Here is a 25,604-nt window from a genome sequence, read left to right as displayed (position 1 = left end):
GGTATAAAAAGATGTCGGTTACAAAAGAATTAACTAAAGAAATTATTTCTAAATTTGCTATTTCTGAAAATGATACTGGTTCTTCAGAGGTTCAAATAGCATTATTTACGAAACATATTAGTAATCTTACAGAACACTTAAAGATAAATAAAAAAGATTATCAAGCAAGAAGAGGGTTATTATCATTTGTTGTTAAAAGAAAGAGATTGTTAACTTACTTAAAGAATAACAATAATGATAGATATGAGAAAATAATAAAAGAATTAAAACTTAAAAAGGTATAAATGTTTAATATAGTTAAAAAATCAATAGAGTGGAATGGTAAGAAAATTGAATTAGAAACTGGCAAAATAGCCAGGCAAGCGAGTGCAGCTGTGATTGTTAAAATGGGCGGTAGCACGGTTTTATGTACAGTTACATTTAGTAAAAAATTAAAAGAGGGAATAGATTTTTTTCCTCTATCAGTGCATTATTTAGAAAAATATTATGCAGTAGGGAGGTTTCCAGGTGGATTTATAAAGAGGGAAGGAAAGCCATCTGATAGGGAGACACTCATTTCTAGGTTAATTGATAGACCTATTAGGCCTCTTTTTCCAGAAGATTTTTTCCACGAGGTTAATGTTATCTGTAAAGTTTTATCTTATGATGATAATGCCCCGACTGATGTTATGGCAATTGTTGGTTCAGCAGCAGCTTTAAGGGTTTCTGAGGTTCCTTTTGATCATTTGCTTGCAGCAGTAAAGGTTGGTATGATTGATGGTGAATTGATATTTAATCCATCTTTATTGGAATTGGAAAAATCAGAATTAGATTTAGTTATAGCTGGTACAAGTGATTCAGTGATGATGATTGAATCATCTGCTAAAGAAATTAATGATGAAAAATTATTATCTGCAATAGAGTCAGCACATAATAATTTACAACCTGTTATAAAATTAATTGATGATTTTTCTGCAAAAGCTATCAAGGAAAAATATGCTTATAATAAAGTAGATATTTCGGAAATATTCAAGTCATTGAAAAAATCTTTCCAAAAAGATTTAAAATTAGCTTACAGTATTACTAATAAAAGTGAAAGAAGAGATAAGCTTGAAGATATATATGAAAAGGCTTTAGAAAAATATTCTACTGTGGATGAGTTTGAATTAAATTTATTTGATTTAGCATATAAGAAGCTTAAGAAAGAAATAGTAAGAAATCAAGTTTTAGAAAAAAATGTAAGAATAGATGGAAGGCATTTGCAAGAAATTAGGCCAATTAATTGTGAAATAGGTTTATTGCCTCAAACTCATGGGTCATCTTTATTTACAAGAGGTGAAACACAATCGTTATCTACAGTTACTCTTGGAAGTTTGCAGGATTCTCAGTTAAGGGATGACATTACTGGTGTTTCTAATGAAAAATTTATGCTTCATTATAATTTTCCTCCATATTCAGTAGGTGAAGTTGGGATGCTTAAACCGCCGGGCAGAAGGGAGATTGGGCATGGAAAATTAGCATTCAAAGCAGTAAGTGCGATATTACCTGAAGATGAAAAATTTCCATATACTGTAAGAATAGTAAGTGAAATTACAGAATCAAATGGTTCATCATCTATGGCGACTGTTTGTGCTGCAACTCTTGCGTTAATGGATGCAGGTGCACCTATAAAAACTCCAGTTGCAGGTATTGCTATGGGATTAATTTTAGAAAAGAATAAGTATGCAATTCTTTCAGATATTATCGGTGATGAAGATGCTTTAGGTGATATGGATTTTAAAGTTGCTTCTACTAAAAATGGTATTACTGCACTACAAATGGATATTAAAGTTGGTGGCATTACTGTAAAAATTATGAAAGAAGCCATTTTACAAGCTAAAGATGGTTGTGAGCATATTTTAGGTGAAATGGGTAAATTAATCTCTAAGCCTAAAGCTGATCTTAATTCATCTGCTCCTAGAATTAGTACTATTAAAATAGATAAGAATAAAATTAAAGATATAATTGGACCAGGTGGTAAAAATATTAAAGAGCTTTGTGATAGAACTGGTGCAAAGATAGATATTGAAGATGATGGAAATGTTACAATTTTTTCTTCAGATGAAAGTTCATTAAAAGATACTTTAAATACAATTCAGGGAATTGTTGCAGTACCTGAAGTTGGTAAGGTATATAGGGCTAAAATTACAAAAATTGTTCAATTTGGAGCTTTTGCAAAATTTTTAGGAAATACTGAAGGATTAATTCATATAAGCGAAATTTCTGATAGAAATGTTGAAAATGTTGATGATATATTTTCGGTAGATATGTTTGTAAATGTTAAGTATATTAGTACAGACCATAGAGGAAAAATTAAGCTTACTATGAAAGGTGTTGATCAAGATGATGATTTTATAAATCAAGATTCATGGAAAAAGCTTATGAAAAGTGAGCCTAAAAAACATCAAATCGAAAAAAAAAATGATAAGCATATTGTAAATAAAAGAAGAAGTGCTCCCGTAAAAAATCAATTTAAAGGGCCAGTTAAAAGAAATATTAAAAGAACTGATGACAGTAAAAATATGCCAAAAAAAGAATCTATTGAGTTTAGTGCCAAGAAGTTTATAAAAAAGCTATTTAGTTAATTAGTTTTTGATAGTTAATGTTAATAAATAATTATTTTAAGACTTCTTAAAAAAATACATAAGATTATTTTTGCTAGCTTTATTTAAAGTAATATTATCATGTTTATTCATAATTTTAGGTGTTTAATCAAATATTTCTTTAGATATAGGTTTTCCAAGAAATTTAAGTAGAGGATTGTTACCCTTAGCTTTTTTAATATATTGAGGTTTAAAATATTGAGACGATATTAGCATCGCTATTTTATTAGGTTGCGGGTAAAATATAATGGCAGCATTTAATGGTTGATGTGTTGGTAATATAGGTAAATGCAGTAATACTTCTTCGCAATGATCTATTTTTAATTTACCAGTAAATGAAGTCCAGTTAGTTATAATTCCTATATTCATATAGCAAGTTTCAAGTGTGCCTGGCATTGGTTTGATTCGACTCTTGTAAGGGATGGTGCCTTGTAATGACTTGCGTATGCCTTCGGGTGTATCATATATTCCTGAATCATAAAGTTTAACACCTTCATAATTACCTGCATCATTATCATTAAGGCCATCTATTTTATTGCGAAAATTAATTGCCATCATACCAATTTTTGCATTAATGGCCTTGAAAAAGCTTGATGTAATAATATCGTTAGTTGATATGTATGGAACATCGCTATTTTATTTAGAAAACTTTTTGGCTTTATTAATTTCTTTCTCATTAATATAATAAGCAACAAGTTTTGTATTTTTATCAAATAAGTAAGATCGAATAATGTTAATAATAAAAGATTTACGATAAAGAAATTTATAATCAACTTCACTAATTGCACTTTTCCAAGAATATTGATTTTTACGTTTAGGATTGAGTGCTTTGATAGGGTTATTTGAGCTTAACATATTAAAGACTCTATAATAGGTTTCACCATCGGCAATAATGTGACCAAGACTGTAAATCAATGCAAAATTATTATCATCAATGCTTGAAATAGTTAAACTAAGCGAAGGACGATCTTTATTTATTAAATTAAACCCCATTGGGATCCGAGCAACTTTATTATTGATTATTTTTTATAAAGTTCTGAATAAGGTGTCTTTACAGAGATCTCAATATTTTCATTTTCATGAAAAACTTCGTTTAAGTCTTTTTCAGTGATATTGGGCAAATAAATAAGTTTTAATCTTTTTTGACCTTTGATTCTAATTAAACGGCCAGCAAGCCATGGATTAGCCTTTAGAATTTGAAATAAACGTGACTTAATTTCAGATATTGCTTTTTTTTGATTATTGGTTTTTAAGAAGGTTATTGTTGTAATACCTAATTCTGATGCCATTTGATTTGATGATTCATACTCAAATAAATCAACAAATTTATACCCCGCTGGAATTTCTTTGAATTTAAGTTTGCGGCACATATGTCATTTACCCCCATTTTAGCACATATTGCATATTAAAGTTCATTATATACATAATATATCTGTTTATTCAATGCTAAAGGATGATGGTATAATAATCGCAATTAAGTTCTAAATTTTTATTACTCATTTAATTAAAACAGCTAATTAAAAAATTATTAAAGTTATAAATATAACTAAATTCCCTTAAATTATAGAGATGAGTTTAAATTCTTTCAACAGACTATAAATTAATCATTTAACTAAATCAATTTAGTTATCTGCATCAATAGCAAATGCTATTTGTAATTATATAGTCTAATTTTACATCATGTTCTTCGATTGGTATTTTTTCAACTTCTTGTAAACTATAACCTATACCTATTTTTATTGAATTAGGCATGGTGCTTAATTTTTTATCATAATGTCCAAAACCATGTCCCAATCTATTGAGATTTTTATCAAATCCTACAAGAGGTATAAATAGTACTTTTGGTATTACTTCAATTCCAACAAGGGGTTCATAAATGTTAAGTGAATTTTTAATAAGTGGAAAGTATTGATTCCATTCATAAAATTTTATACTGTCATTATGTATTCTTGGTAAAGTAGTTTTTACGCCGTTTCTATTTAACCAACTCATAATTGTAATAACCTCTGCTTCATTATTAAAAGGCATGTAGCCTGAAACAAAAGAAAGATTTTTAAAAAACTCAATACCAAATTTATCATTTAAATTTTTAAATATTTTTTTGTTTAAATCTTTAACCTCAGATTTAGTTAATTGTTTTCTTTTTGTTATTAAATTTTGACGTAGTTTTTTCTTTAAATTTGCATTATGATTCATAATAATTTTCCATACCTATATATTAAATGAGTAAAAATAAAATTTTCACCTGTCAAAACTGTGGAGCAATTTTTAAAAAATGGCAAGGTAAATGTTCAGAATGTAATGCTTGGAATACGATTATAGAAGAGCTATTAGATACGAAAATTACCAAAAGTGCATTAACTAAAGTTAGGTCTGATACAGGAGAATTAGGTAATTTTAGTAATTTAAATGAAGTAGAATATAGTCTAAAAAGAGTAGATACAAAAATTATTGAAATTAATAGATTATTAGGTGGAGGATTAGTTAGAGGATCTGCAATTTTAATTGCAGGAGAGCCAGGCATTGGAAAATCTACATTGATTCTTGAATTGTGTAATAAACTGTCAAAGCAAGAATTTTCTGCTGTATATGTAAGTGGTGAAGAAGCGCTTTCACAAATAAAATTAAGAGCAGATAGGTTAAATGTTGCAAATAAGTATATCACTATTGCAAATATTACATCTCTTGAAAAATTGTTATTACTTATTGCAAAGACAAAGCCATCTATGATTGTTATAGATTCTATACAAACATTGTATTTTGATAAGTTAGATTCACCGCCTGGATCAGTTAGTCAAGTTAGAGTGTGCACACATGAATTGATTCAGATATGCAAAAAGCATGAAATTACATTAATTTTGATTGGTCACATAACTAAAGAAGGGCAAATAGCTGGACCAAAGATTCTTGAGCATATGGTGGATGTTGTTCTTTCATTTGAAGGAGAAAATACTCAGCAATTTAGAATAATAAGAGCAACAAAGAATAGATATGGTTCAACAAATGAAATTGCGTTATTTGAGATGGAATCACAGGGACTTAGGGAAATAAAAAATCCTTCAGAGATTTTTTTACCACATGAAGGTGATAATCTTGAAAAACAAGGTTCATGTATATTTGCAAGTATTGAAGGAACAAGAACAATTTTACTTGAAATCCAAGCTTTAGTGGTGCCAAGTTTTCTTGCAACTCCCAGAAGAGCAACTGTGGGGTGGGATCATAATAGGCTATCTATGCTAATTGCCGTTTTAAATGCGAAAATGAATATTAATTTAATGAACAAAGAGGTATACTTAAATATAGTAGGTGGGTTAAGAGTATATGAGCCAGCTGCTGATTTAGCTGTTATTGCATCATTGATATCTGCAAATGCCAATATTTCAATTAGCAAAGATACAATATTTTTTGGTGAAGTTGGTTTATCTGGTGAGGTGAGGCAAGTGAACAACATGGATAATCGTTTGATAGAAGCAAGTAAATTGGGTTTTAAAAAAGCAATCATCCCAAAGATGAGAAAAAAGTTTGCTTGCAATATGGAAATAATTGAGCTAAAGCACATAAATGAACTTAAAAAAATACTGATTTAAATTATGCAAGGTTTTGATTTTAGTGCTATGAATTATGTGGATTACATATCGCTAATTATTGTCTTCATTTCTATTGGATTTGGCTTTTACAGAGGCTTTGTGACATCTGCAATTAGTTTAGTAGGATGGGTTCTTTCTATAGTTTTAACATACCAATTTTACCCAACTGTAGAGCAGCATTTATTAAACTATATAAAATCAAAAGAATTTGTAATTATACTTGGTTCTGGAGGATTATTTGCCTTGCTTCTAGTAATATTTGCGATTTTAAATGCTATATTTTATAAGCTTATTGGTGATCTTAAAAGAAGCTTTTTTGATAGAATGATGGGTGTTTTATTTGGGCTCATAAGAGGATTTTTGATTGTTTCCTTTTTATTTATGTGTTTTACAATAAGTTTGAAATTATTGGTAGGAAAAAAACACAATATTACTGAAGAAGACTACCCTAAGGCTATTTCTGAAGCAGTTACATTTGAATTGTTGAAAAATGGTGCTGATTCTCTTGAGAATATGCTGCCTAAATCATTTAATAAAAGATTTGAAAAAATATTTGCTACAGTGAGTAAAAAAGATGGAGATGATAGGTTTGTTAAGCAAACAATTGAAAAATTGACAAAATTTGCAACTCCTGAGCAAATTAAAAGCATTAATCTTAAAAGGCAAGAACTAAGATCTGAAGAATCTCAAGAAATGATTGATATTAAGACTGTAGAGCATTTGCTGGATATCTATAATGAAAAATTAAGAGATGATGAGGTTAAAGATAAGGTTTTAACCAAAGATGAAATTGAGAGACTTGAAACTATTATTGAAAACTATGTAGATTAGTGATGACTGTCTGATTGTCATTGCGAGGATGTTGATTGACATCCGTGGCAAATCCAGTGATACATCAACAAATACTATCATATAAATCAACCCAATCAGGGTTCATTGTTTCAATCAAATTCAATTTATACTTTCTTGACCTGGATTTAATTTGCTTTTCTCTTAAAATTGCATCTTCAATGTTTGTGTGAATTTCATAATATACTAGGCATTTACAACCATATTTGCTACTGAAACCACTAATAATATTATTCTTATGTTCATAAATCCTCTTAGGCAAATTTGAAGTAACTCCTACATATATAGTTCCATTTTTAAAATTTGATATTATGTATATAGTAGGTGTAAACATTGTACTTAAGCTATTTATCTATAGCTGGCTTTTTAATATATTTGACTTATTAAGTAAATATATTTTTAAATGGATTGCCACGCTGCGCTTCCGCTTGCTCGCAATGACAAGAGAGGTGGTGCGTGTTCTCGCAATGACGAAGGCTGGCACAGTCATCACGAAGGAGAGGCATTACACTTTCAATAGTCATCACGAGGTTGCTTTTTTCAATTTCGTCATCACGAGCCCCGCAAGGGGCGTGGTGATCCAGAATTGGTGCCATATTACACTTTGTTGATGCTTTGCTGGATTGCCGCGCTGCGCTATCGCTTGCTCGCAATGACAAAAGAGGTGGCGCGTGCTCTCGCAATGACAAGAGAGGTGGTGCGTGTTCTCGCAATGACATCGCAGGCACAGTCATCACGAAGGAGAGACTCCAGTCTCGACTGTGGTGATCCACTATAAACAAATAATAAAAAAAGCAATTTTACTCTTGACATAATTAAATTCACTTTTTAAAGTACTAATTAACAAAGTATATGGTAAGTATTTAACTTGTTATATTTTATCTAAATAAATTAATCAATATGTAACAATTAATGTATTTACTTACACAGATACATTTTAATTTTTAAATAAGGAGAAAAAATATGGCAGATGCTACAGCAGATCAAATTAAATTTGCTCAAAGTAGAATGAACTACTTTGAAAAAGAATTAAACAAAGGTGCAAACGATAAACTTAAAGCTTTAGTTAAAGTAACAAAAAAAACAACTGCATCAGACATTGCAACTGCAATTAAAGATGCTGAAAATATAACTCCAAAAGATGTTACTGATGCAAAAGCAGCTGCAGCTAATGCAGAAACAAAGTTAACAACTGATGTTGGGGATGTAGCAACAAAATTAGCTGCAGCACAACAAAAAGTAACTGATTTAATTACTAAAATTGATAAAGCAAATACAGCAGCAGAAAAGATAGTTAAAGATACTGAAAAGACAGCAGTAACAGATCCATTAGGAAAAGCTAATACTGCTGCAAGTGAAGCAAAAACTAAATTAGATGGTATAGATATAAATGATATAAAAACAAAGACTGGGGCTGATCTTGAAACAGCAATTAATGATGCTGTTCAAGCAATCGAGGATGCAGTAGCAGCTATAGGAACTGCAAAAACAGAAGTTGGTAATGCAAATACAGCAGCAGGTGCAATCACAGAGGGTACTGATACTGATCAAACTCCTACACCTGACAAAACAGCGGTTACTGGTGCAATAACAGCTGCAAACACAGAAGTTGGTAGTGCGGAAACAAGTGTTGGAGATGTTAAGACTGCTGGAACTACAGCACAAAAAGATTATACAGATTATGCAGATAAAAAAAATACAGCTGATACAATTAAAGAAGGAACATCACCTATTATTAAAGCTACAAACGATGCTTGTCCTAATATTAAAGATACAAAAGCAGTTAAAGGTGATGATGTTACAACATGTTTTGCAGATGGATTTAAAGACTATGGCTTTATCAATGCAATTTTGAAAAACATTCCAAATGCAGGAACAGGTGCTTTAAAAGCTACAGGTGATGCTTTTAATGCTTATGGTGATGATTTAACTGGTCCTTCAAATAAAGATAAATTAGATTCTGCTAATTTTTACTATAAATTAGTTGGTACTGTTTGTGGTTTTGCACCTTTTGATGGTGAACAAAGTAAGTTACCTGCAGGTACAACAAAATGTTATGAACAAGCTAACAAAGTTGCAGTTGCAATCTTAAGTAGCCCTAATTGTGGTAGTGATAAGTTAGATAGTGGTGCTGTTAAAGGTGCTTGTTATACTGAACTTGCAATTGGAAATCTATATAATAATGGTGATACAGATGCTATGTTCATAGATATTAGCCATGCATATCCAGATGATGTTGTTACAGTTTAATTTTAATAAAAAAATAGAGGAAAAATAAATGAAAAATATTTCAAAACAAATTTTAGCTCTTGCAATAACTCCTTTTATTGCATGTGCTGCAAATGCTGAAGATAGTTATTATGCTAAAGGTGAAGTTGGCCTTGCATTACCAAAAAAAATAGATGGTGGTAAATTAAAAAAATCAGTTATTTTTGGCATTGAAGGTGGTTACAAAATGAATGAAAATTTCAGATTTGGCCTTGGAATTGGTATGTTAAATAATGTTAAGCCAAAAGATGTTCCTGCTGGAACAACAGCTCCAAAAGCTTCATCTTTATTTGGTGAAGTTAATGCATATTATGATATAGGAGAGTTCAACGGCTTTACACCATATTTAACAGCAGGTGTTGGTGTTTCTAGGAATAAGTTAAAAAATAATGTTAGTTCTTCTTCTGGAGGAGGAACAGCTACGTTGAGTAGTACTACTCCAGCAGGTACAAAGACAGGTGCTGGAAAAATAGTAACAGCTGGTAGCGATTCTAAAACCAAAACAAATTTTGCATGGAATGTTGGTTTAGGTGCGATGTATAATATCGATCCAGAGTTTGCTGTTGACTTAACATACAGATATAGAGATTTAGGAAAAGTTATGAAAGGTGATAGTGCTAAACTTAAGTCTCATAACATAACTGTTGGTTTAGTTTACAAATTTTAAGCATCTAATATTCTTAAAATAATTTTACCAAAACCACGTTTCTTCTTGTTATTACAGGAGGTGGCGTGGTTTTTCTGTTTTCTATGTGGTGTATAGTCATTGTGAGCGGAGGCATAATTAATCAATCTGTCATTGTGAATAACGTATCTATCCCACTCGTCATTGCGAGAGCAAGTACCACCTCTCTTGTCATTGCGAGCAAGCGGAAGCGCAGCGCGGCAATCCAGAAAAGCATCAACAAAGTGTAATGTGGCAACAATTCTGGATCACCACGCCCCTTGCGGGGCTCGTGATGACGAAATTGAAAAAAAGCACCTTGTGAATGACTAAGTATGGATTTTATGTCATTGCGAGAGACATATGCCACCTCTCTTGTCATTGCGAGCAAGCGACAGCGCAGAGTGGCAATCCAGGAAAGCATCAACAAAGTGTAAATGTGATAATAATTCTGGATCACCACAGTCGAGATTGGCATCCCTCCTTCGTGATGACTAAGTGTGGATGCATGTCATTGTGAGAGCACGTACCACCTCTTTTGTCATTGCGAGCAAGCGACAGCGCAGCGTGGCAATCCAGAAAAGCATCAACAAAGTGTAATGTGGCAACAATTTTGGATCACCACGCCCCTTGCGGGGCTCGTGATGACGAAATTGAAAAAAGCAACCTCGTGATGACTAAAATAAAAACGTCATTGCGAGGATGCAGATAGGAATTCGGGGGTGTTTATATTGTCATTGCGAGAGCACATAGTGCTCGCGGCAATCCAGGATTAATGTATTTATTTCTTTCTTACCTTAAATCTTAAAGAGTTAAATATAACAGTAATAGATGAAATAGACATAAATATAGCTGCAAAAATAGGGTTGACCTTTCCCATTATGGCAAGTGGTATGGCCATGCAATTATAGATTATAGACATGGAGAAATTTTGCTTGATTAATTTAACGGATGTCTTAGATGCTTGTATGATAGTTAAGATATTAATTAAATTGCCATTGTATATTGCATCAGATACATATTTGGCAATCTCAATGGAATTTTTTGGTGAAAGCGATGCAAAGGCAGATTTTAAGGCAATCGAATCGTTTAGTCCATCTCCTATCATTAAAACCTTTTTACCATTTTTTGATAATTTTTTTATAAATTCATATTTTTCTTTATAGCTTTTTTCTCCATAATAATTCTTAATATTTAGCTGTTTGGCTGTTTTCTCTACATTATAAATTTTATCTCCAGATAGTATATGCAAATCATAATTTTTTTTTAAATGTTGCATAACTTGTTTAGATTCTGCTCTAAGTTCATCTTTGAAAATTAGTCTTTTAGGTGCTTCGTTGTTTTTTCTAAACCAAACTTCTAAATAGTCATCTTTGCTTTTCTCACTTACTACTTTACACCATGATTTATTTCCTAACCAAAATTCATCATTTTTATATTTTGCGTAAAGTCCTCTACCTTTTATCTCGAGTACCTTTAAATCTAACAAGCTTTGGCTATTATAATATTTATTAATTGCATTGCATAAAATATGTCCACTTTTAGATGCTATTGATGCAATAAATAATTTATCTTCATCGTATAGGTCTTCAAAATTTAATAATATTGGTTTGCCATATGTTAGAGTGCCAGTTTTATCAAAAACAATAGTGTCTATTTGTTTTAATCTCTCCAGGAAATCGGATTTTTTAATAAAAATTCCTTCTTTAATTAATTTTGAAAATGCAATAATTTGCACCATAGGGACTGCTAAGCCAACTGCACAAGGGCATGTTATTATTAAAAGAGTGACAGCGTTTAAAGTGGCATTCATGACTCCAGTTTTAAACCAAATTGCAAAAGTAATAAGAGATAGAAATAGTATTATAGGTGTGAAATATTGTGCTAGCTTATCTGCAAGTTTAACAAATTTTGATTTGTTTTTTTCAATTACTTCTACAAGTTTAATTATTTCCGATAATGTAGTGTGCTTTCCAGTGTTTTTAGCTTGAACTTTAAGTGTATTATTTAAATTAATTGTCCCTGCATATATAAAACCGGATTTGTTTACAGATATTGGATTGCTCTCACCTGATATTATACTGTTATCAACTTCGCTTTCTCCATCAATAACAATTCCATCTACTGGAAATTTTTCACCTGCTTTAACTAATATTATATCATTTGGCTTTACTGATTTCGCTGTAATACTGATGATTCCATCAGATTTAATTACATTTGCTATTCTTGGCTGCTGAAACATAATTTTTCTTATGCCTTCTTTTGCTTTATTCTTTGCTTTTAAATCTAAATATCTTCCTACCAAAAGCAAAAAAGTTAAACTTGCTGCTGCATCATAATATACATAATCACTCATCCTGATAGTTTCTTGGATACTAATTAAAAGTGTTGCAGTAATGCTAATCGAAATAGGGATATCTATATTTGTTTTATGTGCTTTTAAAGTTTTGTATGAAGAGATAATGAAAATTCTGGAAGCATAGATAATTGATGGTACTCCAATAATTCCAGAAACTAAGTGGAATATATATCTTAAATATTCCCCCATAGAGTGAGTATAGTTGCCTATCCATACTGCGAATGCAAAAGCCATAATTTGTGCAGTTGCAAAGCCTGAGATAGTGATGGCTTTAAGTAGTTCTTTTTCGCTTTGTTTTTCTTGATCATTGAGTAGCTTTATATCATAAGGTGAAATCTGGTAACCTAAATTTACAAGTAAATTTATTATTTTATTTATATATTTTTTTGAACCTTTCCATATAACTTCAAGCCTATTCGTTGAAACTGATAACTTTGCAGATATAATTTTATTTAAAGATTTTAATGAATTTTCAATCAACCAAACACAAGAACCACACGATATCCCATCTACTAGTAGGTTAATTGTGTTACTACCTTGGTTATCAGTAATTACCTCATCTATGAAGTTTATTTCATTTTTATATTCAGACGCTTTAGGGGGAGAAGTATTGTAAATTTCTCTACAATATTTATAATAGTCTTTTAAATTTAATTTATTAATTAGATAGTGTGCACTTTTACAGCCAATACAACAAAATTTCTCATCTTTTATGGTTTCTTGGCCACAATGTATGCATTCTCCCATATTAATTATTTCTTTATAGGAACTCCGTATAGTTCAAGCTTTGAATTAACTAATTTAAATCCAAGTTTTTTAGCAATTCTTTCTTTTAATTTTTCTAATTCTTTATTTTTAAATTCTACTATATAGCCAGTTTCCATGTTTACTAAATGAAAATGTTCATTAGCCTTTTTGAATTCTTCATATCTAGCTTTACCTTCTCCAATTTCTAGTTTTTTTATAAGGCCAAATTGTTCGAATAAATTTAAAGTTCTGTAAATTGTTGCAAGGCTTATTTTTGAATCAATTTTATTAGCTCGAGCGTATAGTTCTTCAACATCAGGATGATCGTTTGAATTTGATAAAACTTCTGCAATTATTCTTCTTTGACTAGTAAGTTTTAAATTTTTTTCTACACAAGCTTTTTCTATATTATTCATGAATTATTTATACTATGAATTATTTTTTGTTTTAAATTTTGTATACCTGTCTTTTTAGTACAACTTACAGCAATAATTTCTGTTGATATATCTAAAATCTTTAATATGTTTTTTGTAGAACTCATTATAAATTCACATTCAGATTTTTTTAATTTATCAATTTTATTAAGTACTAATAATATATTAATACGTTTACTTTGTAAAAAATTCAACAATAATTCATCTTCTTTTTTTATACCACGCCTTGAATCAATTATTAGTACAATCATTTTTAAATTTTCTCTGTTACTTATATAACCTTCTATTAAATAGCTTAATTTATTAACTAGTTCTTTAGATCTTTTTGTGTATCCATGCCCTGGTAAATCTACTAATGTTATTTTATCGGCAAGATTAAAATAATTGATTTTTATTGTGCTTCCTGGTGTTTTTGATGTTCTTACTAAATTTTTCCTATTAACAAGTGTGTTAATTAAACTAGATTTTCCAACATTTGATCTGCCTAAAAATGCAATTTCAGGTAAATGAGATTTTGGATGTTTTCCTTGTTCATCAACACTATAAAAAAATTTACATTCTCTTTGGAATAAATTTGAGTTCACTTGAGGTTATTATAATTTTTATAGTAATAATAATACTAACCTATTAAAAAAAAGTAAAAGAAATTTATTGTACTTACTGTCTACCTTGATGTTGTTTTACATTTGATTTTTCACTATTTAATTTACTTGTAAATATTACCACTAACTTTTGAGCTTTCTTTCTGGATGCTTTTTTGTATTTTTTCTAAAAATCTGTCTTTAGAAATTATTATACCATCCTTATTTCTCACTACATTATCTTTACTATTGCTTATTTTTTCATATAATTTTTTGAGATTATCAAGCTTTTTCTGACTATATTGAGTCATTTTATTTTTTTGTGTTTTAGGCTTATTTTCAAGATCATTTTGAAGTGAGTTTGTTTTATTATCTACCTGTTGTGATACACTGTCAATTTCCTTGCCCATTTTTTTAATTCCGCGATCATTCCTCTGTATGCTGCTATCTAATCTTTCTTCTGTTTTATCTAAAAATTTTTGATATTCTTTATCCTGTTCTTTAACTAAAGTATTATATTGTTTTATTTTTTCTGAAAGTTCAGTTCTTTTAGTTTGTAAGCTAGCTAATTCTTCTTGTAATTTGCTTACAATTGAGGTTCATTCAGATATGGCTTCTTGGGTCCGTGCACTTTTTAATAGCTTTGTTTTACTTTTAAGTCTTTCTTGAAGTTGTATAATTTTTTCATCAAGTTTTTCTAAAGGATTTTTTTCTCCAAATCCATAATTCTGAATTTCAGTTTTTAGTTTTGCTAACTCTTCTTTAAAATTAACTGAACTTTTTTCCTCTTCTGGAAAAGTTTTTCCCCATGAATTTATTTTGTTTTGTTTTTCTCTTAAACTCTCTTTTTTAGGTTTGAATGTCCTGATTAATTTATCAAAAATTCCCATAAATACCTTCCATAACTATATTTCAAATTAAATATAAATATAATTAATATATAATGCTACTAATCAAGAGTTGCATTTTGAATTTAGTAAGTAAATGAATGGTAATATTAAATAAATATGAATTGATTTAAGGGGAATATTCCCCTTAAATCAAATATCTTCCTAAAGCTAATCTCTTCTATTTATTGATTATACTGATGAAATGTTAAGATTAGGTTAAGAAAAAAAATTTTTTTAAGATTTTTTATAATTTATGATAATTCACCTTTTACTATAGTTGATATAGATTATTTATAGCAATTCATTTTTTTTGTTTGTTATTGTAAAAGGAGATGATGATTATAATATGATAATCCAAAAAATGTAATAATGATTATATCTCTGGGTCAACCACACCTATTAAGTGATTTTGTTGTGACAATTATTAGTATGTGGTTATTAATAATTATTGATTAAGAAAATAATTATTTAGAGATATAGTAAAGTATTTATTATCAATCTTCTATACGGTCATTATGATAATACATAAGCAATTGTTTTAAATTAATGCACCTATAATACTAGCAGTTGAAAGATTTACCAAAGTTCCAGCTACAATTGCTTTAAATCCTAATTTTATAACTTCTGCTTTACGTTCTGGTATTAAAGTGCCATAAACCCCAATCATAACTCCTATACTTCCTAAATTAGCAAAGCTACATAGAGCATATATCATCATTATGTTAGTTTTAAAGCTTAAAGTAGAGCTAATATTAACTAACTCTTGAAACGAAATAATTTCGTTTAATATCAACTTTGTTCCTAAAAGAGAGCCAGCAATAGCAGCTTCATCTGATGGGATGCCAATTACCCAAGCAATTGGATACATAATCCATCCTAAAATTTTTTGAATTGTTATATCATAGTCAGTAGGGTTTAAAGCGCCAATTGCTTGATTAGTGATGTCTATTAATGCTACAAAGCCAATTAACATTGCAAGTATAGTAATAATCACCTTGCCTCCATCAATAATACCCGTATATAACGCATCTAGTGTATTTTTAGCTGAAGAGTAATTTGCATCCTTCCCTTCAGATACCTTTGATGTTTCAGGAATCATGATTCTAGAAACAACTAATGATGCAGGGATGCTGATTAAAACAGAAGTTATAATATGCCCTAAAGGGTTGGGTGTAAGTGGTTTTAAAATCATTGAATAAAGTACCATAACTGAACTTGCTACAGCAGAAGTTCCACAAACCATAAGTGAGAAAATCTCACTATGTGTAAGGCGTTTTAAATAATTATTAATTACAAGGGGTGTCTCACTCATTCCAGAAAATATATTTGCTGAAACTGCAAATCCTAAAGTTCCTCCAATGTTTAATATTCTTTTAAATACAAAAGAGAATAGATTTATAATAAAGGGTAATATTTTCCAATATGTTAATACTGAGGATAATGCGGATATTGTAATTAATACTGGAAACCCTTGAAATGCAAGTATATACCCAAGTCCTGATTTTCAGGTGGATTTGCAAGTCCCCCAAAGACAAAAGTTGCTGCGTGAGTGGTTGATTTGGCAATAGCCTCTAGAACATTGTTAAATCCTAAAAATATTGTAGATATAGCTGGTATCTTAAAAAGAGTAATTGCAAAAAGAAATTGAAAAAACAAACCAGTTATAACAGCTTTGATATTTATATTTTTTTTATTATTACTTAATATAAAAGCTACTGTTAGTGATAAGATAACGGTTAGTATACAGTGAAAATATTGCATTTTTTATTTGTTATCAATTAGTTTAGCAATTTTTGCTTGAATTATATCAATCGCAATTTGGTTTTTTCCACCCTTTGGAACTATCATATCAGCATATTTTCTGGAAGGTTCTATAAATTTAAAATACATGGGTCTAACATGATTATTGTATTGAGTTATAACGGATGCGATATCACGCCCTCTTTCTACAGAATCTCTATAGATTCTTCTTGATAGGCAAATATCTAAAGGTGAGTCCATATAAATTTTTATATCAGTAAGCTCGCGGATTTTAGTATCTGCAAGTAATAGTATTCCTTCTAATATTATTACTGAGCAAGGCATTATTCTTGTTGTTTCTTTCTTTCTTAAATGAGAAGTATAGTTATACTGAGGGACGTTAATAGTTTTATTTGATTTAAGGTCTGATAAGTGCTTAGAAAGTAACTCATGTTCAAAGGCGTCAGGATGATCATAATTTTGAATACATCTTTCTTCAAATGTTAGGTCAGGACGATTTTTATAATAACCATCTTCACTAATTATTGCTACTTCAGTATTTAAATTAAAGTTCTGTGATATGCTTTTAGCAAATAAACTTTTGCCTGATCCTGAAGGGCCTGAGACACCAATTACTATATTCGGCATAAAAATCGTTCCTTAGATGCAAAATTTTAAGTAAATTATCACAAAAAAGTCTTTATGCAATAGATAAATTTAAATATATAATTTTATATTAAAATATATAAATTATATATTGTAAAAATAATGAAAAAAAACTATATATTGTGTAGATAATAATAAAATAATACTATTTATGTCTTTACTTACTGCTGAACCTATATTTAAACCATTTCATTATCCTTGGGCATATGATGCATGGAAAAAACAACAACAAATTCATTGGTTGCCTGAAGAAGTTCCAATGGCAGATGATGTACAAGATTGGAGAAAAAAACTTTCTGAGCAAGAAAAGCATCTCTTAACTCAGATATTTAGGTTTTTTACTCAAGCAGATATTGAAGTTAATAATTGTTATATGAAGCATTATTCTAAAATATTTAAACCTATAGAAGTTCAAATGATGCTTTCTGCTTTTTCTAATATGGAAACTATACATATTGATGCTTATTCTCATTTACTAGATACATTAGGAATACCAGAGGTTGAATATCAAGCTTTCATGAAATACAAAGAAATGAAAGATAAATATGATTACATGCAGCAGTTTAATGTTGATTCTAAAATTGATATAGCGAAAACTATGGCAGTTTTTGGGGCATTTACAGAGGGACTTCAGTTGTTTGCTTCATTTGCAATGTTGCTTAATTTTCAAAGATTTGGTAAAATGAAAGGTATGGGACAAATTGTTGCTTGGTCTGTAAGAGATGAGACTTTGCATACTCTTTCAATAATTAAATTATTTAAAACTTTTATAAGTGAAAATAGTGAAGTTTGGAACGACGAATTAAAAGATTTTCTTTATCAAGCATGTCAAGATATTGTTGAGCATGAAGATGCTTTTATTGATTTATCATTTAAGTTTGATGGGGCAATTGAGGGAATGGATGAGCATGATATAAAAAGCTATATTAGGTTTATAGCTGACAGGAGGCTTAAACAATTAGGATTAAATCCTATATATAAAATCCAAAAAAATCCTCTACCATGGTTGGACGAAATCCTTAATGCTCCTGAGCATACGAATTTCTTTGAAAATAGAGTAACTGAATATGCAAAATCAGCTACAACTGGTTCTTGGGAAGATGCATTTATGATTTTTAAAGATGCAGATCAAAAATAATGTTAGTTGATTCACATTGTCATCTTGATTTTGAGGTACTAAACAGAGATTTAGAATCTGTAATTCAAAGAGCGTTTGATAACAATATTGGTTTAATGCAAACAATATGCACTAAGATTAGCGAATTTGATAAAATATATAAATTATCTGAATCTCATAATAAGATTTTTTGTTCTATCGGTAATCATCCACTTAATTTAGTTGAAGAGGGTATAATTAAGGCTGGAGAAATATTAAAATTCACTAATAAACAAAAAGTAATTGGTATTGGAGAGACAGGATTAGATTATTACTATTCTAAAGATAATGAGAAAGTGCAGAAAGAGAGTTTTATTGAACATATTATTGCTGCTCAAGAATCTAAGTTGCCTATAATAGTTCATACCAGGTCAGCAGATAAAGATACTGTTGAGATTTTGAAAAAGTATATGAAAATTAAAAAATTTTCTGGTGTAATTCACTGCTTTACTGCTAGTCAGTGGCTTGCAAATGAATGTGTTGATATGGGATTTTATATTTCAGCTTCAGGTATTATCACTTTTAAAAATGCAAAAGATATTCAACAAACTTTTAAAAAAATACCAGTTGAAAAAATTTTATTAGAAACTGATGCACCTTATCTTGCTCCAGTGCCAATGAGAGGTAAAGATAATGAGCCAGCATATTTAAAATATACTGCAGAATTTATGGCCAAATTATTAGACTTAGATTTAAATAATTTTATAGACATAACTACAAAAAACTTTTTTAATCTATTTAACAAAGCTAAAGTTTAAATAAAAATGCAAATTACTATTTTAGGATGTGGGAACTCGCATGGTGTTCCTTGCATAAATTGTGATTGTTTTGTATGTAAGTCTACGAATAAAAAAAATAAAAGAAAAAGACCATCAATATTTGTTGAATATAAAGATACCAAAATATTAATTGATACATCTCCTGACTTGAGACAACAATGCTTGGAGAATAATATAATAGAAATTGACGCAGTTATATATACTCATGATCATTCTGATCACGTTGCAGGAATAGATGATGTTAGAAGGTTATGTAAAGATAAAAAGCCAATAGATGCATATATAGACGACAGCACTTTTAAAAGTTTGAGCAAAAGATATGATTATATTTTCAAAAATAATTCTCCATTATATTATTCATTATTAAAAAGGATAAAATTAGAAAAATCTCAAAAAATAGGTGATATTAACGTGAGTGCTTTTGATCAAATCCATGGGTCTATTATTTCACAAGGTATAAGGTTAGAAAATATTGCTTACTCTACTGACTTTAATGAAATACCTGAGAAATCTTTTGAAAAATTAGAAAATTTAGATGTTTGGATAGTTGATTGTATGAGATACTCTTATGCTCCTACTCACTCTTATCTTGAAAAAACTTTATTGCTCATAGAAAGGATTAAACCGAAATTGGCAGTTCTAACTCATATGGCTCACGAAATTGAATATGAGGAAATTTCAAAAATATTACCAAAGAATGTGATTGCGGCTTATGATAATCTTAAAATTTAATGTATGGTGTAATAATATAACCCGAACTGCAGATAAAAAATAAGAAATTTATGCAAATCTTATAATAATGAAGAAGATTCTATATCTGGATTGCCACGGATGCTATCGTATCCTCGCAATGATTGTTGCTATATATGTCATCACACGAAGGAGGGACGCTAGTTTCGACTGTGGTGATCCAGAATTGTTGCTATATTTATGTTTGTTGATAATTTTCCTGGATTGCCACGAGCAATTTGTGCCCTTGCAATGACTATATCGTTGTTCCTAACTGTGCTAAATATTGCTGTATAGTGGCCTAGCTTTTTATAGAGCAATTCTTATCTGCAGCTCAGGTTAATTTTAAAAAAAATATATATTGCAATAATTTGTAATATTATTTTATTTAATAAAGCTTATAAATAAGGGTATTACTTATATTAAAAGTAATATGGATTTATTAAATGAGTTATCAGCAAACTATATGTAGCAAGCAAGTTATTTCAGGTATTGGCTTGCATAGTGGTGAGATGATCAATCTTTCCATATCTCCACTTAAAGAGAACTCAGGAATAGTTTTTAAAAGGTCTGATATTAGTGAGAATAATATAATAGATGCAAAATTTTTTAATGTTTCTAACACAAAATTATGCACAGAAATTTCTAATGAAAGTGGGGTAAAAGTTGCAACAATTGAGCATATAATGGCTGCATTGTGGGGTATGAATATAGACAATGCTTTGATTGAGGTGTCTGGTCCTGAAGTTCCTGCTATGGATGGTAGTTCTAAGGAATTTATAAATCTTATTAAAAGTTCCGGTATACAAAAACAATCAAAAAAAAGGAAATATTTGAAAATTTTAAATACAATTTCTGTTGATAAAGATGGTAAACAAATAATAATTGATACTTCAGACGATTTTCAAATTGATTTTGATATTGATTTTGATCATAAGTCCATAGGTCATCAAAATTATACTCTATCAGATTCAAGTCAATTTGAAAAAGAAATAGGAAATGCTAGAACTTTTGGTTTTTACAATGAGGTTGAAGTTTTAAAAAAGAATGGCCTTGCTATGGGTGCATCTCTTAAGAATACGATTGGTTTAAATGAAAATGGGATTATGAATTCTGATGGCCTTAGGTGTAAAGATGAGTTTGTTAAGCATAAAATATTAGATTGTATAGGAGATTTATTTTTATCGGGGTATCGTATTGTTGGTAATATAAAAGCAAATAAGGCTGGACACAATTTAAATAATGAGGTGTTGAAAAAGATATTCTCTACACCAGATTCATATAAAATTATATAAACTTAATTAAAACTTCAAATAAAGATGCTTATATAAATTTAGATTATATAAAGATTGCAATCAATTATTCCTTTATACTTATATTTCTTTACATAGTTCATTTCACATTTTTTTATAACGTTTTTAGATGCTTTATTATCTTTATGGCAACAAGCATATATATTTTTTAATTTTATTTTATTTAATCCATAATCAATTAACAGTTTCATACATTCTGTTGCAAATCCGTGTCCCCAAGAATTTTTATTAAATATATATCCTATTTCGATATTTTTATTTTTTTCATTGAATTCTAAATTAAATAAGCCTGCTATGCCGATGAAATTATTATTACTTTTTAAATTTATATCAAAAAATGAGTAGTTATATTTTTTAAAGTATTCAATATTTTTATATAAATTTTTTTGGATTTGCAATTTACTTAAAGATTTGCCATTTCCTATATATTTAATTACTTGATGATCGCATTGCAAATTATACCAATTATCCAAACTTGTTATTTTAGGAATTTTTATATATAATCTATCAGTTTCTAGTAAAGAACTCTTCATTTCCTCAACTTTGCCAAACTCTTATTAATAATGATAACCTTAATATAAAAATAAATCATTATAAAATACATACTTATGAAGTAAAAAAATAAAATAGATAAAAAATTTCAAGAAATAGTTAAATCTAGCTTTGGTAATAAAAATGTTTATTAAGCATCAAACCTTTTCCCTCTTAATTTCATTACTTCGGTTATTACTTTTGCAACAGCTTTGTAATGTTCGAAAGGAATTTCTTCATCAATCTCAACAGTTTTATAAAGAGTTTGAGCTAGTGGTGGATCTTCGTATATAGGAACATTATTTTCTTCGGCAATTTCCCTAATTATAAGAGCAATATTATCTAAGCCTTTTGCAACAACTACAGGTGCAGAATCATCATCAGGGGAGTATTTTAAAGCAACAGCATAATGAGTGGGGTTTGTTATTACAACATCAGCATTTGCTACTTTTGACATCATTCTTTCTCTTAATTTTTTATTTCTTAAACTTTTTAATTTTGATTTTATTTGAGGATCACCTTCACTTTCTTTTAGTTCCTTTTTAATTTCTTCCTTACTCATCATTAAATTTGAGATATATTTATTTCTTTGATAAATAAGATCAATAGCTGCCAAAAAAAACATAATAATGCAAACAGAGATAAAGATTTGTTGCAAAGATTGATTAAAAAAATCTAATATTTCTAACATACTCAATGTGTGTAGCATAGAAAATTTATATGTTTCTGATTTTATTGTTAGATAAATAGCAATACTTATAATCAAGATTTTGAATAAGCCTTTAATTAATTCAACAATTGAGTTAAATGAAAAGATTTTATTAAATCCTGAAATAATAGAAATTCTATTAAGTTGAAATTTGATAAATTCAGGAACAAATAGCACACCATTTTGAAGTAAGTTTCCAAGAATAGCTGCTATTAAACAAAACAAAAAAGGAATTGAAACAATAAAGAATAAAGTAATTAATACCTGTGTAATTAAATGCTTTATAGTAGCTGTGCTTAAAATAATTTGATTTGGTTGTTCAATAAAATAAGAAAGATTGCTTAGATATTTTATACTAATTTTAGGCATTATAAGTATTATTAGTATTGCAATAAATATAAAAAGTATAAAGCTGTTAAATTCTTTTGATAAAGGTATATTACCTTTTTTCTTAGCATCCTCTATTTTTTTGGGAGTAGGTTGCTCGGTTTTCTGTGATTTATCTTCTTGTTGTAATTCAGACATTAGATAAATAGATTATTTATATAATTTTTATATGTTTCAATAAACCAAATCATCAATGTTGATATTGTAATAGAAAGAAATAAAAATCCAATTAATGATTGTATAGGTATTATGAGAAAAAATATATGAAGTTGTGGCATTAGTCTTGATAAAATACCACTACCAATATTTATTAATAAACTGATAATAATAAAGGATGATGCCATTTTTATACTAATGATCCATACTTCATTAACAGCTTTCATTATAGATTGAGTGTAATCAGAATTAAATTCAGCATAACTAAATATAGGGAATGTTTTATAGCTTAATGCTAGGCTATTAATGACAATATGATCAATTCCTGTGGCAAAGATTAAAACTATAGCTAAAATTGTAAAAAAATTTCCAAGTAATGTGCCTTGTTGAGATGATTGTGAAGGATCTACAAGTGTTGCTGCAGAAAGTTCCATAGAGTTACTAATTACAAATCCAAATATATTTACAACTGATACAATTATTTTAAGAAATAATCCTATAAATAATCCTATGATAATCTCGCCTGATATGTTCAAAAATAATTGTATTGAGCTATCAGGTATTATAATTAATTTAGATGGAAATATGATAGGTAATAAAATAGAGCTTAGGATAACTGCAAATAACAATCTTATTCTAGTATTAATAAGATGTTCGCCAATACCTGGTGTAAACATCATTACGCAACCAACTCTACTAAAGATTATTAAAAAGGTATAAATGAAATTTACAGAGAAATTTGATAAATTCATTTTATTAGATTAAGCCTATAACAAAATAAAAAAATAAGTTATAATTAGTTAAATTTTAAACATATATTAAAAATGCTATATTTGACAAGAAAAATAGATGAATCAATTATTATTAATAATGATATAAATATTACTATTATTGAAATTAACAAAAATTCAGTAAAATTAGGAATTGAAACGCCAAAATCTTCTACTGTTTTAAGAAAAGAGGTTCATGATGTAATTGTGAAAGAAAATATGGAGGCACTTTTATCTTTTGATGAAAATTCAGATAAAAAAGTTGAACAAGATGATATTAATGAATGAGTATTTTTCTTTATAAAACTAAAATCAAAAAATATATATATGTATTATTTTTATATATTACTTTTATATGTAAGTGTTATTCGGATCAGATATTATACGATGATGAAGTAATTGATTTTTTTGATAATTTGACTACTCCTATTTTGAAGGTGTCAAATCTTCAAGGTAGGGGTATAAAGGTACAAATTATATTGTCAAATACAATAAATGCGTATGTTATTGATAATAAAAATGTATATGTATATTCTGGTTTAATATCAAATATTGATAATATAGAAGGCTTAATAGGTGTAATAGCCCATGAAATAGCTCATATAAAACAAAATCACATATTAAAATTTGAAGAAAATATTAATTTAGAAAAAAAGAAAGCTATATTTTCAACTATTTTAGGGTTAGCAATTGGTATTTCTATTAATAAACCTGGTGTTGCAACGATAGGTGCCTTAGGTAGCGCTGAAATGGCACATTTAGATATCCTAAGGCATAGTAGGCATAATGAATATGCTGCAGATAAATTAGCTTTAGATTATTTGTTTAAGCTTGGGATTCATAAAAAAGAGATGATAAATTTTTTTAAAAAATTAGAGAATAGAGAGCGAATATACAATTTTAAAAATTCATATAGATTGACTCATCCCCTTACTAGTGAACGCATAAGATTTATTGAATCAGTAAATGATAAGGTAATTTTAAATAAGAATTCTAAATATACTAATCAATCATTAATTAACGAATTTAATATAATTAAAGCAAAATTATTTGCTATCACTAACTCTTTTACAGATACTAACAAGATTTATGATTGTAAGGAAGATTATTGTTTATATGCTAATTGTATTGCATATAGTAAAAATAAAAATTTTGAAAAAGCAATTGAGATTATTGATAAATTAATTAAAAAAAATCCTAATTATATTTATTATTATATAACAAAAGCTCAATTATTATTTGAATCAGGTGATATATCACAATCTAATTATTATTATCAAATGGTTACTAAAAAGGACCCAAAATTATATATTTCTAAATATGAATTAGCTAATCAATTAATTATAAAAAAAATGAATATTAAAAGGGCAATTGAATTATTGAAAGAAGTTATATTTCACTATAGTTCAGTGGCAGAAATATGGAAAAAATTAGGTAATGCATATTATATAAATAAGGATTATTTTGAAGCTAACAAACATTATTTTGAAAGTTCTATTATAGTTGGAGATAAAAAGCTTTCTGAGATCTTTTTAAAAAGAGCTCAGAAATATGCTAAAACAATAGAGCAAAAAAATCAGATCATTTTACTTGAGAAAAAATTCAGTGAGATGCATTAAGATAATAATTAAAAAATGTAAATTTACAATATGCTATAGAGTAAATAGT

At 28.7% G+C, this 25,604-nt stretch carries 28 protein-coding genes and 1 pseudogene; 12 read left to right on the top strand and 17 right to left on the bottom strand.

Features of this window, described 5'->3' with window-relative positions; translation table 11 throughout:
* Positions 1 to 11: 11 nt before the first annotated feature.
* Both rpsO and pnp read left to right on the top strand, forming a co-directional pair.
* On the top strand, positions 12 to 284 hold the full coding sequence (gene rpsO / locus h2es_RS03980) for a 30S ribosomal protein S15 (protein ID WP_126044458.1): 273 nt from the start codon (positions 12 to 14) through the stop codon (positions 282 to 284).
* A pseudogene (pnp, locus tag h2es_RS03975) lies at positions 285 to 2,495 on the top strand (polyribonucleotide nucleotidyltransferase); the annotation flags it as partial.
* A 231-nt stretch (positions 2,496 to 2,726) separates the two neighbouring features.
* Here the strand turns inward: pnp and h2es_RS03970 are convergent.
* From h2es_RS03970 to h2es_RS03955, 4 genes are all read right to left on the bottom strand, one after another.
* Entirely contained in the window at positions 2,727 to 3,179 is a 453-nt protein-coding gene (locus h2es_RS03970; protein WP_154511625.1) for a hypothetical protein, read from the bottom strand.
* Positions 3,180 to 3,257: 78 nt separating this feature from the next.
* Positions 3,258 to 3,614, bottom strand: a complete 357-nt coding sequence (locus h2es_RS03965) for a hypothetical protein (RefSeq protein WP_154511623.1) — start codon at positions 3,612 to 3,614, stop codon at positions 3,258 to 3,260.
* A gap of 26 nt (positions 3,615 to 3,640) precedes the next feature.
* Positions 3,641 to 3,991: a hypothetical protein gene (locus h2es_RS03960; RefSeq protein ID WP_154511621.1), complete on the bottom strand. Its 351-nt coding sequence runs from the start codon at positions 3,989 to 3,991 to the stop codon at positions 3,641 to 3,643.
* Positions 3,992 to 4,256: 265 nt separating this feature from the next.
* Complete coding sequence (locus tag h2es_RS03955) at positions 4,257 to 4,817, bottom strand: 5-formyltetrahydrofolate cyclo-ligase (protein ID WP_154511619.1); 561 nt, start codon at positions 4,815 to 4,817, stop codon at positions 4,257 to 4,259.
* 26 nt (positions 4,818 to 4,843) lie between these two features.
* Here h2es_RS03955 and radA point away from each other — a divergent pair, with 26 nt between their 5' ends.
* Together radA and h2es_RS03945 are read left to right on the top strand one after the other, a co-directional pair.
* Positions 4,844 to 6,208 (top strand): DNA repair protein RadA, encoded by a 1,365-nt coding sequence (gene radA / locus h2es_RS03950; protein ID WP_154511617.1) that lies wholly within the window; start codon positions 4,844 to 4,846, stop codon positions 6,206 to 6,208.
* 3 nt (positions 6,209 to 6,211) lie between these two features.
* Positions 6,212 to 7,039 (top strand): CvpA family protein, encoded by an 828-nt coding sequence (locus h2es_RS03945; RefSeq protein WP_154511615.1) that lies wholly within the window; start codon positions 6,212 to 6,214, stop codon positions 7,037 to 7,039.
* Between the two features lie 64 nt (positions 7,040 to 7,103).
* On the opposite strand, the gene h2es_RS03940 is transcribed toward h2es_RS03945, so the two are convergent.
* Positions 7,104 to 7,391 (bottom strand): GIY-YIG nuclease family protein, encoded by a 288-nt coding sequence (locus h2es_RS03940; protein WP_154511613.1) that lies wholly within the window; start codon positions 7,389 to 7,391, stop codon positions 7,104 to 7,106.
* 629 nt (positions 7,392 to 8,020) lie between these two features.
* On the opposite strand from h2es_RS03940, the gene h2es_RS03935 reads away from it, so the two are divergent.
* Positions 8,021 to 9,307, top strand: coding sequence for a hypothetical protein (locus tag h2es_RS03935; protein WP_154511611.1), 1,287 nt, complete (start codon positions 8,021 to 8,023; stop codon positions 9,305 to 9,307).
* A 28-nt stretch (positions 9,308 to 9,335) separates the two neighbouring features.
* Positions 9,336 to 9,992, top strand: a complete 657-nt coding sequence (locus h2es_RS03930; protein ID WP_154511609.1) for an outer membrane protein — start codon at positions 9,336 to 9,338, stop codon at positions 9,990 to 9,992.
* 121 nt (positions 9,993 to 10,113) lie between these two features.
* Here h2es_RS03930 and h2es_RS03925 read toward each other — a convergent pair whose 3' ends face one another.
* From h2es_RS03925 to udk, 9 genes are all read right to left on the bottom strand, one after another.
* Complete coding sequence (locus tag h2es_RS03925) at positions 10,114 to 10,467, bottom strand: hypothetical protein (RefSeq protein ID WP_154511607.1); 354 nt, start codon at positions 10,465 to 10,467, stop codon at positions 10,114 to 10,116.
* A 303-nt stretch (positions 10,468 to 10,770) separates the two neighbouring features.
* Complete coding sequence (locus h2es_RS03920; RefSeq protein WP_154511605.1) at positions 10,771 to 13,095, bottom strand: heavy metal translocating P-type ATPase; 2,325 nt, start codon at positions 13,093 to 13,095, stop codon at positions 10,771 to 10,773.
* Between the two features lie 5 nt (positions 13,096 to 13,100).
* Positions 13,101 to 13,511 carry a Fur family transcriptional regulator gene (locus h2es_RS03915; protein ID WP_154511603.1) on the bottom strand — a complete coding sequence of 137 codons (411 nt, stop codon included), beginning with the start codon at positions 13,509 to 13,511 and terminating at the stop codon, positions 13,101 to 13,103.
* Positions 13,508 to 14,113, bottom strand: coding sequence for a ribosome biogenesis GTP-binding protein YihA/YsxC (gene yihA, locus h2es_RS03910; RefSeq protein ID WP_154511601.1), 606 nt, complete (start codon positions 14,111 to 14,113; stop codon positions 13,508 to 13,510). The genes h2es_RS03915 and yihA overlap by 4 nt, the downstream gene beginning before the upstream one ends.
* Positions 14,114 to 14,235: 122 nt before the next feature.
* Positions 14,236 to 14,520 (bottom strand): hypothetical protein, encoded by a 285-nt coding sequence (locus h2es_RS03905; RefSeq protein WP_154511599.1) that lies wholly within the window; start codon positions 14,518 to 14,520, stop codon positions 14,236 to 14,238.
* Positions 14,521 to 14,709: 189 nt separating this feature from the next.
* Entirely contained in the window at positions 14,710 to 15,000 is a 291-nt protein-coding gene (locus h2es_RS03900) for a hypothetical protein (protein ID WP_154511597.1), read from the bottom strand.
* A gap of 538 nt (positions 15,001 to 15,538) precedes the next feature.
* Positions 15,539 to 16,414, bottom strand: coding sequence for a nucleoside transporter C-terminal domain-containing protein (locus h2es_RS07690; RefSeq protein ID WP_326845008.1), 876 nt, complete (start codon positions 16,412 to 16,414; stop codon positions 15,539 to 15,541).
* Between the two features lie 41 nt (positions 16,415 to 16,455).
* Positions 16,456 to 16,761, bottom strand: coding sequence for a Na+ dependent nucleoside transporter N-terminal domain-containing protein (locus h2es_RS07685; RefSeq protein ID WP_230204257.1), 306 nt, complete (start codon positions 16,759 to 16,761; stop codon positions 16,456 to 16,458).
* Between the two features lie 3 nt (positions 16,762 to 16,764).
* A complete protein-coding gene (udk, locus tag h2es_RS03890; protein WP_154511595.1) occupies positions 16,765 to 17,388 on the bottom strand; it encodes a uridine kinase in 624 nt (207 codons plus the stop codon).
* A 169-nt stretch (positions 17,389 to 17,557) separates the two neighbouring features.
* On the opposite strand from udk, the gene h2es_RS03885 reads away from it, so the two are divergent.
* From h2es_RS03885 to lpxC, 4 genes are all read left to right on the top strand, one after another.
* A complete protein-coding gene (locus h2es_RS03885; RefSeq protein ID WP_154511593.1) occupies positions 17,558 to 18,544 on the top strand; it encodes a ribonucleotide-diphosphate reductase subunit beta in 987 nt (328 codons plus the stop codon).
* Positions 18,544 to 19,320, top strand: a complete 777-nt coding sequence (locus h2es_RS03880) for a TatD family hydrolase (RefSeq protein WP_154511591.1) — start codon at positions 18,544 to 18,546, stop codon at positions 19,318 to 19,320. The genes h2es_RS03885 and h2es_RS03880 overlap by 1 nt, the downstream gene beginning before the upstream one ends.
* Before the next feature lie 6 nt (positions 19,321 to 19,326).
* Complete coding sequence (locus h2es_RS03875; protein ID WP_154511589.1) at positions 19,327 to 20,073, top strand: MBL fold metallo-hydrolase; 747 nt, start codon at positions 19,327 to 19,329, stop codon at positions 20,071 to 20,073.
* A 443-nt stretch (positions 20,074 to 20,516) separates the two neighbouring features.
* On the top strand, positions 20,517 to 21,365 hold the full coding sequence (gene lpxC / locus h2es_RS03870) for a UDP-3-O-acyl-N-acetylglucosamine deacetylase (RefSeq protein WP_154511587.1): 849 nt from the start codon (positions 20,517 to 20,519) through the stop codon (positions 21,363 to 21,365).
* Positions 21,366 to 21,403: 38 nt separating this feature from the next.
* On the opposite strand, the gene h2es_RS03865 is transcribed toward lpxC, so the two are convergent.
* From h2es_RS03865 to h2es_RS03855, 3 genes are all read right to left on the bottom strand, one after another.
* Complete coding sequence (locus h2es_RS03865) at positions 21,404 to 21,916, bottom strand: GNAT family N-acetyltransferase (protein WP_154511585.1); 513 nt, start codon at positions 21,914 to 21,916, stop codon at positions 21,404 to 21,406.
* A 149-nt stretch (positions 21,917 to 22,065) separates the two neighbouring features.
* On the bottom strand, positions 22,066 to 23,148 hold the full coding sequence (flhB, locus tag h2es_RS03860; RefSeq protein WP_154511583.1) for a flagellar biosynthesis protein FlhB: 1,083 nt from the start codon (positions 23,146 to 23,148) through the stop codon (positions 22,066 to 22,068).
* Positions 23,148 to 23,918: a flagellar biosynthetic protein FliR gene (locus h2es_RS03855; protein WP_154511581.1), complete on the bottom strand. Its 771-nt coding sequence runs from the start codon at positions 23,916 to 23,918 to the stop codon at positions 23,148 to 23,150. Before h2es_RS03855 ends, flhB begins: the two co-directional genes overlap by 1 nt.
* Positions 23,919 to 23,990: 72 nt before the next feature.
* Between h2es_RS03855 and csrA the strand changes: the two genes are divergently transcribed.
* A complete protein-coding gene (gene csrA / locus h2es_RS03850; RefSeq protein WP_154511579.1) occupies positions 23,991 to 24,224 on the top strand; it encodes a carbon storage regulator CsrA in 234 nt (77 codons plus the stop codon).
* Positions 24,221 to 25,555, top strand: coding sequence for a M48 family metalloprotease (locus h2es_RS03845; RefSeq protein WP_154511577.1), 1,335 nt, complete (start codon positions 24,221 to 24,223; stop codon positions 25,553 to 25,555). The genes csrA and h2es_RS03845 overlap by 4 nt, the downstream gene beginning before the upstream one ends.
* Positions 25,556 to 25,604: the final 49 nt, after the last annotated feature.

It is taken from the genome of Rickettsiales endosymbiont of Trichoplax sp. H2, assembly GCF_009690945.1.
Taxonomy (GTDB): domain Bacteria; phylum Pseudomonadota; class Alphaproteobacteria; order Rickettsiales; family Midichloriaceae; genus Aquirickettsia; species Aquirickettsia rohweri.
Note: the sequence above shows the minus strand (reverse complement) of the source record. Positions and strands in the feature narration are given on the sequence as shown.